General features: G+C 66.7%; 18 protein-coding genes, 2 tRNA genes and 1 other RNA gene. 15 read left to right on the forward strand and 6 right to left on the reverse strand.

The genetic code is table 11. The features are described from left to right. The first annotated feature begins 33 nt into the window (after window positions 1–33). Together ACIQC9_RS06305 and ACIQC9_RS06310 are read left to right on the forward strand one after the other, a co-directional pair. The gene (locus tag ACIQC9_RS06305) at window positions 34–357 is read left to right on the forward strand and encodes a hypothetical protein (RefSeq protein ID WP_400613557.1); all 324 of its coding nucleotides are present in this window, start codon (window positions 34–36) and stop codon (window positions 355–357) included. A gap of 58 nt (window positions 358–415) precedes the next feature. Then, window positions 416–1,744 (forward strand): hypothetical protein, encoded by a 1,329-nt coding sequence (locus ACIQC9_RS06310; protein WP_400613560.1) that lies wholly within the window; start codon window positions 416–418, stop codon window positions 1,742–1,744. Window positions 1,745–1,768: 24 nt separating this feature from the next. Here ACIQC9_RS06310 and ACIQC9_RS06315 read toward each other — a convergent pair whose 3' ends face one another. Further along, window positions 1,769–2,224 carry a response regulator gene (locus ACIQC9_RS06315; protein WP_400613562.1) on the reverse strand — a complete coding sequence of 152 codons (456 nt, stop codon included), beginning with the start codon at window positions 2,222–2,224 and terminating at the stop codon, window positions 1,769–1,771. 243 nt (window positions 2,225–2,467) lie between these two features. On the opposite strand from ACIQC9_RS06315, the gene ACIQC9_RS06320 reads away from it, so the two are divergent. Next, entirely contained in the window at window positions 2,468–2,962 is a 495-nt protein-coding gene (locus ACIQC9_RS06320) for a sensor histidine kinase (protein ID WP_400613564.1), read from the forward strand. Window positions 2,963–3,062: 100 nt separating this feature from the next. Next, a complete protein-coding gene (locus ACIQC9_RS06325; protein ID WP_400613565.1) occupies window positions 3,063–3,290 on the forward strand; it encodes a hypothetical protein in 228 nt (75 codons plus the stop codon). 111 nt (window positions 3,291–3,401) lie between these two features. Here the strand turns inward: ACIQC9_RS06325 and ACIQC9_RS06330 are convergent. After that, window positions 3,402–3,475, reverse strand: a tRNA-Gln gene (locus ACIQC9_RS06330). Window positions 3,476–3,629: 154 nt separating this feature from the next. Here ACIQC9_RS06330 and ACIQC9_RS06335 point away from each other — a divergent pair. Further along, window positions 3,630–3,706 (forward strand) — tRNA-Pro (locus ACIQC9_RS06335). Between the two features lie 11 nt (window positions 3,707–3,717). Here ACIQC9_RS06335 and ilvC read toward each other — a convergent pair. After that, window positions 3,718–4,767: a ketol-acid reductoisomerase gene (gene ilvC, locus ACIQC9_RS06340; RefSeq protein ID WP_400613567.1), complete on the reverse strand. Its 1,050-nt coding sequence runs from the start codon at window positions 4,765–4,767 to the stop codon at window positions 3,718–3,720. Between ilvC and ACIQC9_RS06345 the strand changes: the two genes are divergently transcribed. The 7 genes from ACIQC9_RS06345 to ACIQC9_RS06375 all read left to right on the forward strand — a co-directional run bounded on the left by ACIQC9_RS06345 (window position 4,766) and on the right by ACIQC9_RS06375 (window position 8,524). Further along, complete coding sequence (locus tag ACIQC9_RS06345) at window positions 4,766–5,314, forward strand: DUF924 family protein (protein ID WP_400613570.1); 549 nt, start codon at window positions 4,766–4,768, stop codon at window positions 5,312–5,314. The two genes, ilvC and ACIQC9_RS06345, sit on opposite strands and share 2 nt — an antisense overlap. Window positions 5,315–5,317: 3 nt before the next feature. Continuing rightward, window positions 5,318–5,572: a hypothetical protein gene (locus ACIQC9_RS06350; protein WP_400613573.1), complete on the forward strand. Its 255-nt coding sequence runs from the start codon at window positions 5,318–5,320 to the stop codon at window positions 5,570–5,572. Window positions 5,573–5,654: 82 nt separating this feature from the next. After that, entirely contained in the window at window positions 5,655–6,500 is an 846-nt protein-coding gene (locus ACIQC9_RS06355; RefSeq protein ID WP_400613575.1) for a thymidylate synthase, read from the forward strand. Window positions 6,501–6,521: 21 nt separating this feature from the next. Then, entirely contained in the window at window positions 6,522–7,376 is an 855-nt protein-coding gene (locus ACIQC9_RS06360) for an alpha/beta hydrolase family protein (RefSeq protein WP_400613578.1), read from the forward strand. Between the two features lie 2 nt (window positions 7,377–7,378). After that, on the forward strand, window positions 7,379–7,678 hold the full coding sequence (locus ACIQC9_RS06365; RefSeq protein WP_400613581.1) for a phosphoribosyl-ATP pyrophosphohydrolase: 300 nt from the start codon (window positions 7,379–7,381) through the stop codon (window positions 7,676–7,678). Beyond that, window positions 7,675–8,190, forward strand: a complete 516-nt coding sequence (locus ACIQC9_RS06370) for a dihydrofolate reductase (protein ID WP_400613584.1) — start codon at window positions 7,675–7,677, stop codon at window positions 8,188–8,190. The genes ACIQC9_RS06365 and ACIQC9_RS06370 overlap by 4 nt, the downstream gene beginning before the upstream one ends. A 13-nt stretch (window positions 8,191–8,203) precedes the next feature. Continuing rightward, window positions 8,204–8,524, forward strand: a complete 321-nt coding sequence (locus ACIQC9_RS06375) for a YbjQ family protein (RefSeq protein WP_400613586.1) — start codon at window positions 8,204–8,206, stop codon at window positions 8,522–8,524. A gap of 38 nt (window positions 8,525–8,562) precedes the next feature. Here ACIQC9_RS06375 and ACIQC9_RS06380 read toward each other — a convergent pair whose 3' ends face one another. Beyond that, window positions 8,563–9,654 carry an NADH:flavin oxidoreductase gene (locus ACIQC9_RS06380; RefSeq protein WP_400613588.1) on the reverse strand — a complete coding sequence of 364 codons (1,092 nt, stop codon included), beginning with the start codon at window positions 9,652–9,654 and terminating at the stop codon, window positions 8,563–8,565. A gap of 60 nt (window positions 9,655–9,714) precedes the next feature. Beyond that, complete coding sequence (locus tag ACIQC9_RS06385) at window positions 9,715–10,779, reverse strand: Mrp/NBP35 family ATP-binding protein (RefSeq protein WP_400613590.1); 1,065 nt, start codon at window positions 10,777–10,779, stop codon at window positions 9,715–9,717. 71 nt (window positions 10,780–10,850) lie between these two features. On the opposite strand from ACIQC9_RS06385, the gene miaA reads away from it, so the two are divergent. The 3 genes from miaA to ssrA all read left to right on the forward strand — a co-directional run bounded on the left by miaA (window position 10,851) and on the right by ssrA (window position 12,421). Beyond that, entirely contained in the window at window positions 10,851–11,720 is an 870-nt protein-coding gene (gene miaA / locus ACIQC9_RS06390; protein ID WP_400613592.1) for a tRNA (adenosine(37)-N6)-dimethylallyltransferase MiaA, read from the forward strand. An 88-nt stretch (window positions 11,721–11,808) separates the two neighbouring features. Further along, window positions 11,809–12,057 carry a hypothetical protein gene (locus ACIQC9_RS06395; RefSeq protein WP_400613594.1) on the forward strand — a complete coding sequence of 83 codons (249 nt, stop codon included), beginning with the start codon at window positions 11,809–11,811 and terminating at the stop codon, window positions 12,055–12,057. Window positions 12,058–12,060: 3 nt separating this feature from the next. Further along, window positions 12,061–12,421: a transfer-messenger RNA gene (gene ssrA, locus ACIQC9_RS06400) on the forward strand. Window positions 12,422–12,425: 4 nt separating this feature from the next. Here ssrA and ACIQC9_RS06405 read toward each other — a convergent pair. After that, window positions 12,426–13,520 carry an exo-alpha-sialidase gene (locus ACIQC9_RS06405; RefSeq protein ID WP_400613596.1) on the reverse strand — a complete coding sequence of 365 codons (1,095 nt, stop codon included), beginning with the start codon at window positions 13,518–13,520 and terminating at the stop codon, window positions 12,426–12,428. Between the last annotated feature and the right edge of the window lie 130 nt (window positions 13,521–13,650).

Consider the following 13,650-nt stretch of genomic DNA (forward strand, 5'->3'; position numbering starts at 1 on the left):
GAGGCGGGCGACGGGGAGGCCTAGATCAGCGGCATGCCGCATCTGATCCGGTCATTGCTGATCCTGCTGGGCGCCCTCGCGACCCTGACGCTGGGCGCGGCGGCGGTCGCTGTCGCTTCCCCGTCGACGCCGCCGTGTCACGAGGCGGCCATGACGCATGGCGATCATGGAGGACAGGACGAGGCGCCGGGCAAGACGATGAAAGCCATGGCCTGTTGCGCAATGTGCGTGACGGCGTCCCTGCCCCTGCTGACGTCAGACGGAACCGCGGAAACTCCGACCTTGCCTCAGCCTACGCTGGCATCGTCTCTGAATGGCCGCGCGCCCGCGCCCGAGCCCATGCCTCCACGAGGCTGATCGACCCACGGCCGGCCTTGCGCCGGCGTTCGATCAACAGCCATCAAAGGAGCCTCTCATGGCCCGCTTCGTCGCGCCCCTCGCCGGCGCATCCCTGCTTGTCCTCGCCCTGCCGGCGATGGCGCAGGACCATCAACATCACACCCTTCCCCAGTCCCAGGCCCCTGATCCCCATTCGGCGCATCGAATGACGGCTGCGCCGCAGCCTGACGCGGATCCGGTCATGGCCAGCCCGCTCGGCCCCTGGCCCATGACCCGCGACGGCTCGGGGACCAGCTGGCAGCCCGATCGGTCAGAGCATGGCGGCCTGCATGCCATGCGCGGCGACTGGATGCTGATGGGGCACGCCCAGCTCAATCTTGTGCAGAACTGGCAATCCGGTCCACGGGGAGACGACAAGACCTTCGTCAGCGGCATGGTCATGGGCTCCGCGCTCCGCCGGTTCGATGACGGATCCGCGCTGAACCTTCGCGCCATGCTCAGCCCCGATCCGTTCATCGGCAAGGACGGCTATCCCCTGCTGCTGGCCGCGGGCGAGACGGCGGACGGGGTCAATCCGCTGGTGGATCGCCAGCACCCGCACGAGCTGGTGATGGAGCTGTCGGCCAGCTACGCCCGCCCCGTCACTGATCGCGACACCGTCTTCGCCTACATCGGCTACCCCGGCGAACCCGCCTTCGGCCCGCCCGCCTTCATGCACCGCATGAGCGCCATGGACAGCCCGGAGGCGCCGATCACCCACCACTGGCTGGACTCGACCCACATCGTTTTCGGCGTGACCACGCTGGGATGGGCGAGAGACGCGTTCAAGATCGAGGCGTCGGCCTTCAAGGGGCGCGAACCCGATCAGGACCGGTATGACTTCGACCCGCCGCGTCTGGACAGCTGGGCGGTTCGGGGATCGTGGAACCCCTCGCCGGAATGGTCGCTGCAGGCTTCGTATGCAGACGTGTCGGCGCCAGAACAGCTGGAGCCTGACGAGGACGAAACCAAGTGGTCGGCCAGCGCGATTCACACCCGTCGCCTCGGCGCCGGCTGGTGGTCCTCAACCCTCGCCTGGGGCCGCAAGACGAACGATCACAGCGAATCGAAGGATGGGTGGCTGCTGGAGAGCGCGGTCAGTGCTGACGACCGTTGGACCCTGTTCGGGCGAGCGGAGCGCATCCAGACGGATGAGCTGGTACCCGGCGCAGGCGGAGGACACGGAGACCTGTATGCCGTCACCAAGGCGTCGATCGGCGTCGTTCACGACTGGCGCCTGGCGGCCAACATCCGATTAGGCCTGGGCGGCCTCTATGCCTTCAACCGCGTGCCGCACGCTCTGGAGCCGCTGTATGGCGACAGCCCGAATGGCGGCATGATCTTCGCCCGATTGAAAATCCAGTAGAGCCGCGTCGCGCCGTGCTGAGGTTCAGTGCGGCGCGATGTCGTCCGGCGGCGTCGTCAGCCACGGCGCAAGACGAAACTTTCGCGGCGGCTCGCCGAGAGTACGGTGCAGGATGAACTGCCGGGCGAAACTCACCACGGCGCGAATCGTCTGCTCGTCGAAAGGCTTGGATACGGCGCCGAGCGCGCCTGCGAAGCCATCGGGTATCTGTTCGGGGTTGGCGGTCAGGAACACGACGGCGGCCCCGTAGTCGCTCACCAGCTTCTGGGCGATCTGCGGCCCCGTCATCCCGTCCAGAAGATTGACGTCGATGAGGGCGAGATCCGGTCGCTCGCGGTCCGCGATAGCGAAGGCGCTCGCCTTGTCCATGGCGCAGCCGACCACGTCGCAACCGGCTTCGCCGATGACGAGTTCGAGCTCCATGGCCAGCAAGGCCTGGTCTTCGACAATCATGACCCGCAGGTCCGGTGTAACCGACACTCAAACTCCCCCAGCAAACCGGGACACTTAACGTCTGTGTCGGTTAGCGGACAGTCCAAACGCACGACTGGCGACTTGGTTCAGGCTGGTCTAGGAACAATCCCGATTTCCATTGCTGGGGGAATTATGGCCACGGCCAACCAAGAGCATCTTGTTGAACTGCAACGACGCCTGCTTGGCGGGTACCAGCTGTTGCAGACGTTGGTCGGTATTCGGCTGCGCGCGGCCAGGGATCCGCAGAGCGTGCGGCATCTCACCTGGCTGAGCGATGTCACCGCGGCGATCGAACTGATCAGCCGACGCGTAACCGCCGACGGCCCCATGGATTTCGCCGCCTATCTTGATGACGTGGCCGCCTTCTGGAGCCGCGCCTGTGAAGGGCGGCCGGTGAAGCTGGAGTTCCGGGGCCAGGCGGCCATGGTGCCGGACAGCCACGTCCTGCCCTTGGCGATCATCACGCATGAGCTGATCTCGAACGCCGTGCGCCACGCCTTCCCGGACGGACGGCGTGGCACGATCGCGGTCGCCTTCTCACGCGCGGTCGGCGGCGTCAGTCTGGTGGTGCGGGATTCGGGTGTCGGCGCAGAACAGCCGGAGCCCGGCGAGGGCCTGTCGCTCGTTCAGGGGTTGGTCGAGCATCTGGGCGGATCGATGAGCATCGAAGCCGCACCGGGTCAGGGCGTGGGCGTACGGGTGCGCCTGCCGATTGAGGCCTCCGGGCAACAGTCGGCCCACTAACCTCCACCGCCCATCCACTTTCATAGAACCTACACCGTATTGTGCGAGCGGGTCGGTGTAGGCCACGCCTATCCGCTTTATCGATTCAGGAGCTAACGACGTGAAGAAGACCATCGCAGCCGTGACGGCTGGTCTGCTGCTGGTGGCCGGTCAGGCCGCCGCCGCTCAGAACAACACCGCTGTCGCCCGCGTCGGCGACCGCATCGGCGCCTCGACGGGTGAGTCGAGCGAGTTTGCCGGCATCCCGATCGCCGTGCTGGTTATCGGCGGCGCCATCCTCGTGGCTGCTGCGGTCACCATCTCGGACGACGATTCCGAGAGCGACTAAGCTCAGACGCTCGCAAGAACGCAAAGGCCCGCCGGTTCGCCGGCGGGCCTTTTGTTTGCGCGCGGGGAGCGCCCGATGAGGGCCAAGGTTTTCGGATGCCCGATGAGCGGATGGCTGGGGAACTAGGACTCGAACCTAGAATGACGGTACCAAAAACCGTAGTGTTACCATTACACCATTCCCCAGCAGGACCGGCGTACACCCGCCCTGCGGCGGGGAGGCGGTCGAATACGCCAAGGTTTCGCGGGATGCAACACCCGCTTTCGACACTATTTTCAAACACGAGGAAACGGCGCTTGCGGGGGTGAAAACCCGTCGCTATAAGCCCCCTCCTCATGTCGGAGTGTGGCTCAGCCTGGTAGAGCACTGCGTTCGGGACGCAGGGGTCGGAGGTTCGAATCCTCTCACTCCGACCATTTTTCTGGCGCTAGCGTTCGCCCCTCGGGGGCTCGCTGCCTGAGCGCCGATTTCCATCTTCAGCGATAGAGTTGAGACGGTGGCCCACGGCCTCGATCGTGCGCTCGCCCAAGGCCTTGCGGCGGGCGAGGAGATCGGGGGAGCCGGCGTCGTAATCGGCCATGAGTTTTGACACGAACGCGCCGGATCGGACTTCGGCAAGGACCTCGTCCATGGCGGCGCGGCTGGGCTCGCCGATGATGCGCGGGCCGGTCAGGTAGGCGCCGTATTCGGCGGTGTTGGAAATGCGGGCGAAGGCGCCGGCGACGCCGCGTTCGAACATCAGGTCGGTGACCAGCTTCAGCTCGTAGAAGGTCTCGAACCAGGCGACCTCGGGCGGGTAGCCGGCCTCAACCAGTTTCATGAAGGCGGCGTCGACCAGTTCGGCGGTTCCGCCGCACAGCACCACCTGCTCGCCGAACAGGTCGCTCTCGCACTCGGCGGCGAAGGTGGTCTCGAGGATGCCCTTGCGTCCGCAACCCAGCGCGGCGGCGTAGGACAGACCCAGCGCATGGGCGCCGCCGGTCGCGTCCTGATGCACGCCGAACAGGGCGAAGACCCCCTGCCCTTCCACATAGAGATCGCGGATGCGCGGGCCGATGCCCTTGGGCGAGGCGAGGATGACGTCGAGGTCAGCGCGCGGCTGAACCAGACCGAAACGGACCGACAGTCCGTGGGCGAAAATCAGGGCGGCGCCGGATCGGATGTTCGGCTCCAGCTCGTCGCGCCACAGGTCGCGGTGCGCCTCGTCGGAGACCATGACGGCGACGACGTCGGCCTCGAGCACGGCCTCTGCAACGGTCATGACGGAGAAGCCGTCGGCCAAGGCCTTCTCACGGGTCGGCGAGGCGGCCTTGAGGCCCACCACGATGTCCGTGACGCCTGAGTCCTTCAGGTTCAGCGCGTGGGTCCGGCCCTGACTGCCGTAGCCGATGATGGCGACGCGCTTGCCGCTTATGATGGACAGGTCGCAGTCGCGGTCATGGAACGCGGGAAGCGGGGCGGGTATTGGGTCGGTCATGAGCACCGATCTACAGCCTTCCGACGTCGTCGGCTTCTGGAAAGAGGCCGGGCCCGCCATGTGGTTCGCCAAGGACGACGCCTTTGACGACCTGTTCCGCCAGCGGTTCGAGCACGGGCATATGATGGCGGCGCGGCGTGAGCTGGATCACTGGGCGGAGACGCCCGAGGGGTCGCTGGCCCTGTTGATCCTGCTGGACCAGTTTCCGCGCAACACCTTTCGTGGCACGGCGCACCAGTTCGCGACAGACCCGCTGGCCCGCCATTTCGCCATTCAGGCGCTGGACGCGGGTCACGACCAGATGCTGGAGAACGACCTGCGCCGCTTCTTCTATCTGCCGTTGCAGCATGCCGAGGACATGGCCCTGCAGGACCGGCAGGTGACGCTGTTCCAGGCCATGGAGCGGCCCGCCGACGATCGGTGGGCCGAGCACCATCACAGCGTTGTCGCCCGCTTCGGCCGCTTCCCGCACCGGAACCGGGCGTTGGGCCGCGAGACGACGCCGGACGAGCAGGCCTTCATGGACAAGGACGGATTCCGGGGCTGACGCATGCATCGCTGTCGCGAGTGCCACGTCCCGCTGCAGGAGGGGCGCAACTGGCACGCCTCCTACGCCGCCCGCACCTATCGCCACTGTATGGACTGCGCGCGGGCCTACTCGCGCCAGCGCTATGGCCGGATCAAGCCGGGCGTTAAGCGGCGGGTGACCGCAGTCGGGCCGCTGGGGACCGCGCGGGAGCGGGTGGTCAGGGATCGGGCGAGCATTGCGCAACGTCGGCGGAAGGATCGCGACGGACCGGGCTGACCCGCGAGGTCGTCCACAGAGACGATGACGGCTCCACAGGCGCTAGACGCGTTTGCAGCCCGAATCAGGCACTGTGTCGGACATGACCGCGCACGCGATAATCGCCCCCATTCAGGTTGCACCGGCCGATCATCCCGAGCGGCAGTATCTCGATCTGCTACGCGACATTCTCGACAACGGCGCCGTTCGCGACGACCGGACCGGCACGGGCACGCGCGGTGTGTTCGGGCGGCAGATGCGGTTCGATCTGTCGAAGGGCTTTCCTGTCCTGACGACCAAGAAGCTGCACCTGCGCAGCATCATCGTCGAACTGCTGTGGTTCCTGCGCGGCGAGACCAATATCGGCTGGCTGAAGGAAAACGGCGTCAAGATCTGGGACGAATGGGCCGACGCCGAGGGCGAGCTCGGTCCCGTGTACGGCAAGCAGTGGCGCTCATGGGCCGCCCCCGACGGCCGGGTCATCGACCAGATTGAAAAGCTGGTCGATGGGCTGAAAAACAATCCGAACAGCCGGCGGCACATCGTGTCGGCATGGAACCCGGCGGACGTGGACGACATGGCCCTGCCGCCCTGTCACTGCCTGTTCCAGTTCTTCGTGGCGGACGGAAAGCTGAGCTGCCAGCTCTACCAGCGCTCGGCCGACATCTTCCTCGGCGTGCCGTTCAACATCGCCTCCTACGCGCTGCTGACCATGATGATCGCGCAGGTCGTCGGGCTGAAACCCGGCGAGTTCGTGCACACCTTCGGCGACGCCCACCTGTATCTGAACCACCTCGAGCAGGCCGAGCTGCAGCTGAGCCGCGAACCGTTGGCCCTGCCGACGATGACGATCGCGCCGCGAGACGACCTGTTCGCCTATGAGCTCAGCGATTTCGTCCTGACGGGCTATGAGCCATGGCCTCACATCAAGGCCGTCGTGGCGGTCTGACGGCCTCTTCCGGAGATATCGATGCGCCTGTCCATCCTGCTCGCGGGCCTTGTGCTGGCGACCGCGCCCGCAACCCACAGCCTTGCGCAGGTCCAGCCGGCGCCCGCGGCGCACGCCGATCATGTGCAGCACATCACCCTGCCTACGGCCGATGGCCGATCGGTCGATCTCAGCATCTGGCCCGCGGCGGAAGAGAAGGGCGTCGTGGTGTTCAGCCACGGCTTCAACGGCGCGCCCGCCGCCTATGACCGCATCCTGTCCGCATGGGCTGCGCATGGGTTCACGATCGTGGCGCCCCTGCACGTCGACTCGCTGAGGCACCCGGAGCACGACCGGTATGACAACCGAGACGCCTTCCGGACGCGGCTGATTGATCTGGGTGTGGCACGGGGATTCGTAAAGGTCGCCCATGCCGGCAAGCCGATCATCGCTGCCGGACACTCGTTCGGTTCGTTGATGTCGCTGATCGAGGGCGGCGCCCTGACGGCAGCCGGACCGCTGGGCGATCCGGACGTGCGCGGCGTGATCGCCTTCTCCACGGCGGGCGACCTGCCGGGCGTAGTGACGCCCGACACCTATGGCGCACTGAACACGCCGCTGCTGTTGATCACCGGCGATCAGGATCTGGTGCCCGGCTATGTGACGGACTGGACCCAGCACCGCACGCCGTTCGATCGCAGCGCGACCGGGGACAAGACGTTGATGATCTTTGCCGGCGCGGACCACGAACTGGTTGGCCGGGCCGACGAGGCGCAGTTCAGCGCCCTGACCGAGGCGACCGAGGCGTTTCTCGACGCGTACGCGCTGGGCGATGCGACCGCGAAGGACCGGCTACAGGCGCTGAACGCGACCGGCGTCACGATCGAGCGGCGCTGATCATGAAACTGTCTGACCTGACCGCGGACGTTCTGCGCATCTCGGACATCTACGCCGCCGAGCACGGCATCGAACGGGATCGTGACTGGGCTCTGCTGAAGCTTCAAGAGGAGCTGGGCGAGCTGACGGCCGAGCATTTGCGGATGAGCGGACGGGCGCGGGGCGACGCGGACGCCGGCAAGCTGGGCGATGAGGCGGCGGATGTGCTGGGGATGCTGCTGATCTATTGCGATCGGGCGGGGATCGATCTTGAGACCGCAATGCAGCGCAAGTGGCTGCACTGGCTGGAGAAGACCTCGTGAGCATGCCCGTGATCGCCCTCGTCGTCGCCCGCGCCCGGAATGGCGTCATCGGTCGTGACGGCGACCTGCCGTGGCGGCTGCGCAGCGATCTGCAGCGGTTCAAGGCCGTGACGATGGGCAAGCCCTGCATCATGGGGCGCAAGACGTGGGACAGCCTGCCGCTGAAGCCCCTTCCCGGCCGGCTGAACCTGGTGCTGAGCAAGGATGAGTCGTTCGAGCCGACGGGGGCGGTCGCCTGCCTGACGCTGGACGAGGCCATCGAGATCGCACGCGAACAGGCCGAGGATGACGGCGTGGACGAGATCTGCGTCATAGGCGGGACGGCGGTCTTCGCCGCAACCCTGCCTCGGGCGCGCCGGCTTTACATTACGGAGGTGGACGCCGAGGTCGAAGGCGATGCAGTCTTCCCCACGTTCGACGAGGCGGCCTTTGACGAGGTCGAGTCCGAGAGCCACCCGGCCGGCGAGAAGGACGACCACGCCTTCACCTTCCGGGTTCTGCAACGGCGATAGACAGGAGACCGCCATGCTAATCGTGACGTCCAACGACATCCCCGGGCACCGGGTGACGCGGGTTCTGGGGCTGGTGCGCGGCATCACCGTTCGGTCGCGCAACGTGATCTCGGACGCCGTCGGCGGGTTCCAGTCTATGCTGGGCGGACGCGTCGGAGCCTATGTGAAGCTGGCCGAAGCGGCGCGGGAAGAGGCCTACGACGAGTTGGTCAAACACGCACAGGACATGGGCGCGAACGCCGTGGTCGCCATGCGCTATGAGGCCAACGAGATCATGCCGGGGACGACCGAGGTGCTGGCATACGGCACGGCCGTGGTGGCCGAGCGCGAGTAAACACCCCCGAACCGCCCCTTCCCGTCAGAAGACGGCGATCAGGTCAGGCTCATCAGGGATGCGCGGTCGTAGCCCTCTACCGGCTGGCTGTCGCGCACCTTGCTGACCCAGTTGGGGTCGTGCAGCAGCGCACGGCCGACGGCGACGAGATCGAACTCTTCCCGTTCCAGACGCTCGACCAGCCTGTCGAGGGACGCGGCTTCCGAGCTCTCGCCGCGGAAGGCGCCGAAGAACTCGCTGTTGAGCCCCACGGATCCGACGGTGATGGTCGGCTTGCCGATGACCTTCTTCGCCCACCCGGCGAAGTTGAGGTCGGAACCGTCGAACTCCGGCTCCCAGAAGCGGCGTTGCGAACAATGGAAAACGTCGACGCCGGCGTCGGACAGCGGGGTCAGCCACGCTTCGAGCTCGTCCGGCGTCCGGGCGTTCTTGACGGTGTAGTCCTGGGATTTCCACTGCGACAGACGCAGGATGAGGGGCATGTCCGGGCCGATGCCCTCTCGCACGGCCTTGACCACCTCGGCGCCGAAGCGGGCGCGATCCCTGATGGTCTGGCCACCCCAGCTATCCCCCCGGATATTGGTGCCCCTCCAGAAGAATTGGTCTATCAAGTAGCCGTGGGCGCCGTGAATTTCGATCGCATCGAACCCGAGTTCCCGCGCATGTCGGGCTGAGCGACCGAAGGCGGCGATCGTATCGGCGATGTCCTCGTCGGTCATGGCCTCGTACTTCGGCTTGTCAGGGGCCACGAGCCCGGATGGACTGTCGACACGCCCGAGCGGGCTCCACTGCTCGCCCGTTCCGCGCGCCGAGCCCACATGCCAGATCTGGGGCGCGATCAGGCCGCCGGCGGCGTGGACCTCGGACACGACCTTCGACCATTCGGGAATGGCCTCGCCGTGGAAGACGGGAACGGCGGCGTCATTGCGGGCCGCGGGGCGATCCACCACCGTGCCCTCGGTCACGATCAGACCGACGCCGCCCTCGGCGCGCCGGCGGTAATAGCCGGGGACGCCCTCACCCGGGATTCCGTCCGGTGAGAATGACCGGGTCATGGGAGCCATGACGAAACGGTTCGGAAGGGTCAGGCCCTTGATCGTGAAGGGACGGAACAGGGCGTCGACGGGCATGCGGCTCTCCGGGCAAGACTGGAACCGCAGAGGTGGCGGTTCAGGTTGCCTTTGAAAACCCTATAGCCGCAGATTTTTTGCGACCGCGGCCGCGAACTCGGCGAAACGGTGCGCGACGGGCTGGTCCTTGCGGGCGATGACCACCGGGGCCCCGCAGTCGCCGCCTTCCCGAACGGCGGCGTCGAGCGGAAGATCGCCCAGATAAGGAATGGACAGTCGCGCGGCCTCGGCCTCTCCCCCGCCTCGACCAAAAACGTCGCCGCTCATGTTCTCGATCAGACCCACGGTCGGCACGCCGACCTTCTGAAAAAGGGCGTGGGCGCGGCGGGCGTCCGCGAGCGCGACCTCTTGAGGCGTGGTTACGATGACGACGCCGTCGAGCGGTGTCTTCTGGATGAGGGTCAATTGCACGTCGCCGGTGCCGGGCGGCAGGTCGACGACGAGAACATCCAGCGGGTGGGCCTCCGTGCCCCAGCGGGTCTGGGTCAGCATCTGGGTCAGGGCCTGCGATGCCATCGGTCCGCGCCAGATCATGGCGTCGTTCGCCTTGGTCAGCAGGCCGACGGACATCGCCCGCAGCCCGTGCGCCGTATGCGGGACGATGGCGCCGTCGACGTATTCCGGCTGGCCCGAAAGGCCGAGCATGGTCGGGATGGAGGGACCGTGGACGTCGGCATCCAGTACGCCCACGGAAAAGCCCTGAGCGGCGAGTGCGGCGGCGAGGTTGACGGCGACGGTGGACTTGCCGACCCCGCCCTTGCCCGAAGCGACGGCGAGCACGCGACGGACGTGGGCGGGACGGTCGGTAGGGACCGGGGCTTTCGGCCGACCCTGATCAACGGCCTGGGGCGAAAGCGAGGCCTTGCGGCCTGCGGGCGGCGCGGTCTGGGCGGTCAGCACGACGGAGACGCGCGCGATGCCGGGCAGCGCCTTCAGGGCGGCCTCGGCGGCGTCGCGGACAGGGGCGTAGAGGGCGGTGTCCGACGGCGCGACCTCCAGCACGAAGCCGGCGCGATCCTCGGCGACGACCAGACCCTGCACCAGACCGGCGGCGGCCAGGCCCTTCCCTGACTTCGGGTCGGGGATCGCATCGAGGGCGGCGAGGACGGCGGCGCGGTCTGGCAAGGCGTATCCGGTGGGTTGCGGGCGGGAGGGCTGCGTTCTATCGCCGGATGGTCCGCCGCGCGAGCCTGCATGTGTCCGAGCCCCTGATCACCCTCATCGCCGGTCCGACCGCGTCGGGGAAATCCGCACTGGCGCTGGAGATGGCGCAGCGGACGGGGGCGGTGATCCTGAATGCTGACAGTCAGCAGTTGTATGCCGATCTGCGGGTGCTGAGCGCCCGGCCATCGCGCGGAGACGAGGCGGCGGCGGACCATCGCCTCTACGGCGTCGCGGATGCGGCTGAAGCGTGGTCGGTCGGTCGCTGGAGCCGGGCGGCTATAGCGGAATTGGCCGGGCTGGACGGGCGGCCAGTGCTGATCGTCGGTGGGACGGGACTGTATTTCACGGCCCTGACCAAGGGGTTGGCCGACATTCCTCAGGTGCCGGTCGCGGCTCGGGACGCCTCAGGCGCGGCTCTGGATGCAGAGGGCGAGATTGAGTTCCGACGCCGACTGGCCAGGCTGGATTCGCGGGCTGAGGCGCGCATCGAAGCGGGCGACCGACAGCGGCTGATCCGCGCCATGGCCGTGGCCGAGCACACGGGCCGGGCCCTCAGCGACTGGGCGGACGAGACCACCCCGCTCCTGCCGCCCGGCTCGTGGACGGGACGGGTCGTCGAACCTGACCGGGCTACGCTCTATGCAAACTGCGACCTGCGCGTGTCGCGGATGGTCGAGGCTGGCGCGCTCGACGAGGTCAAGGCGCTGATATCACGCGGCCTCGATCCGGACCTGCCAGCGATGAAGGCGGTCGGGGTGCGTGAATTTGGCGCACATCTGGCCGGCGAGACCTCGCTTGAGCAGGCGATCGAGGCGACGCGGCAAGCGACCCGCAACTACGCCAAGCGCCAGCTGACCTGGTTCCGCAACCAGACTCCGGACTGGCCGCGAGCCTCGCCCTGACGCCCGGTTCACCCGAGGATTACAGAAAGGACATTTGCCAACCCGAGGCTGCATGATATCTCTTTGAAGAACATCGAGAGGTAAAAGCATGCTGGTCGCACTCCTGTCTTCACTGGTCCTGACAACGCAGGCGACGCCGGCCCCGACCGTCGAGCGCAGCACCGCCGGTACGGAAAACAGCACACGCCGGGTCTGCCGCCGTGAACAGGTGCTCGGCTCCAACCGCACCCAGACTGTCTGCATGACGGAACGGGAGCGTCTTCGTCGGCGCGATAACGCAGAGCGCAATCTCGATCGGATCCGTGAAACCGGCGGTACGCCGGATGAGCAGACGTAGGTCCGTCTTCCCTTTCTGACCTCTCTTCCCTATATTCCGCGTGTCCGGGTTCGCCCGGACTATGGCGATAAACGCGCCTGTAATAAGCGGACCGGACCCGGGTGCGATTCCCGGCGGCTCCACCATATCCTCCCGTGTATCGGCGGGCGGTGCGGGGCCGACTAGCATCGACGGACGTGTAAAGAGGATTGCTTTCGCTCGTCCTGACCCACCGTATCGGGTCATTTTCTAACTGCGAACGATAACTTCGCTGGGGAATACGCCGTCGCCGCGTAATGCGGTTCCGGTAATTCCGAACTAAGTCCTGGGGGTTCAGATCCTCAGGCGGGGCCCGGAGGGCGCCTGGCAACAGAAGCCCTCCACTTCCCTCATACAAGCTTCGACGGATCGACCACCGCATGCCGGATGCGCCGGCGGTCGTGCGTCCAGGTCATGTGCACGAGGCCGTCGTTTGCCTGAATAATGGCCGGATAGGCATAGCCAGCGGGCACGGGTTCGCTCTCGAGCGTCAACACGTTACGCCAGGTCACGCCATCATCCGATAGGGCGAGGTTCAGGGGCCAGCGCGGGCCCTTGCCGGGCGTCGCGACAGCATGGGCCGAGTGGTTGTAGATCAGCAGGTGACGGCCATCCTTCAGAGTGACGGCGTCCGTCCCGGAGTTGGGATTGGGCAGATCGATCGCGCCCAGCGGCGACCACGTCCTGCCTCCATCCCGCGACCACGTTGACGCAAGCGCGCCCTGTCGGGTCCGGGCGATGGCTTGAACCACACCGTCCGGATGGACCAGCACGCTGGGCTGGATGGCGTCGATGTTGAGCGGTGAAGCGACGGCAGCGGACAGAGACCAGGTCGCACCTTGGTCTTCGCTGCGTTCGAAATGGAGACGCCACCCCGCGCCGGCGTCGGCGCCCACCCCCTCCCCGGCCTCGGTGCTGGACGGCGACAGCCAGACGCCGTTGGCGAGCAGGACGGGTTTGTTCTTGATCGGTCCGAGCACCCTTTCAGGCAGACGCCGAGGCGCGGACCATGTTCGGCCGCTGTCGGTCGAGGTGATGACCATGCCCCACCACGAGAACGGATTCGGGCCGACCTTGTAGAACAACTGCAACGGCGCCCCGGGTGGCTGGAACAGCACGGGATTCCACGTCGGGTGGCGTGAGCCGTCGGACTGGACGCCGTCCGCGACCTCCACCGGCTCAGCCCAGCGGCCATTCTCGAACCGGGAGAACCAGATGCAGACGTCCGGATGCTTCTCATGGGTGCCGCCGAACCATGCGGCGGCCATGGCTTCGTCAGCAGTCTGGACGATCGTCGAGGCGTGGCACTGGGGATAGGGCGCCGTCTCATAGATGAAGGCCGAACGCTGGACCGCCGGGGATTGCGCACGAGCGGCCGCGCCGGTCGTGGTGAGGGTGCCGAGAGCGAGAACGGACCCAAGGGCGCGACGGTTGAGATCGGTCATGCAGATTCCCTTGAACGAGGCGACCAGTGTTCGACGGCCGGGTCGGCAGGTCAAACCGCGAAGCCCGTGGCCTTTTACCGCGTTCGTCTCTTTCGCCCGCCTTCTTGCAAGGCTAAACCCTCGCCTGAAC

The organism is Brevundimonas sp. NPDC092305, from assembly GCF_044755415.1.
Classification (GTDB): domain Bacteria; phylum Pseudomonadota; class Alphaproteobacteria; order Caulobacterales; family Caulobacteraceae; genus Brevundimonas.

Excerpts from the sequence above, each read along its gene's own strand:
- ACIQC9_RS06375 (WP_400613586.1), top strand. The coding sequence starts at position 8,204 with ATGCTAATCGTGACGTCCAACGACATCCCCGGGCACCGGGTGACGCGG.
- ACIQC9_RS06345 (WP_400613570.1), top strand. The coding sequence starts at position 4,766 with ATGAGCACCGATCTACAGCCTTCCGACGTCGTCGGCTTCTGGAAAGAG.
- ilvC (WP_400613567.1), bottom strand. The coding sequence starts at position 4,767 with ATGACCGACCCAATACCCGCCCCGCTTCCCGCGTTCCATGACCGCGAC.
- ACIQC9_RS06310 (WP_400613560.1), top strand. The coding sequence starts at position 416 with ATGGCCCGCTTCGTCGCGCCCCTCGCCGGCGCATCCCTGCTTGTCCTC.
- ACIQC9_RS06365 (WP_400613581.1), top strand. The coding sequence starts at position 7,379 with ATGAAACTGTCTGACCTGACCGCGGACGTTCTGCGCATCTCGGACATC.
- ACIQC9_RS06355 (WP_400613575.1), top strand. The coding sequence starts at position 5,655 with ATGACCGCGCACGCGATAATCGCCCCCATTCAGGTTGCACCGGCCGAT.
- ACIQC9_RS06405 (WP_400613596.1), bottom strand. The coding sequence starts at position 13,520 with ATGACCGATCTCAACCGTCGCGCCCTTGGGTCCGTTCTCGCTCTCGGC.
- ACIQC9_RS06305 (WP_400613557.1), top strand. The coding sequence starts at position 34 with ATGCCGCATCTGATCCGGTCATTGCTGATCCTGCTGGGCGCCCTCGCG.
- ACIQC9_RS06360 (WP_400613578.1), top strand. The coding sequence starts at position 6,522 with ATGCGCCTGTCCATCCTGCTCGCGGGCCTTGTGCTGGCGACCGCGCCC.
- ACIQC9_RS06395 (WP_400613594.1), top strand. The coding sequence starts at position 11,809 with ATGCTGGTCGCACTCCTGTCTTCACTGGTCCTGACAACGCAGGCGACG.
- ACIQC9_RS06350 (WP_400613573.1), top strand. The coding sequence starts at position 5,318 with ATGCATCGCTGTCGCGAGTGCCACGTCCCGCTGCAGGAGGGGCGCAAC.
- ACIQC9_RS06380 (WP_400613588.1), bottom strand. The coding sequence starts at position 9,654 with ATGCCCGTCGACGCCCTGTTCCGTCCCTTCACGATCAAGGGCCTGACC.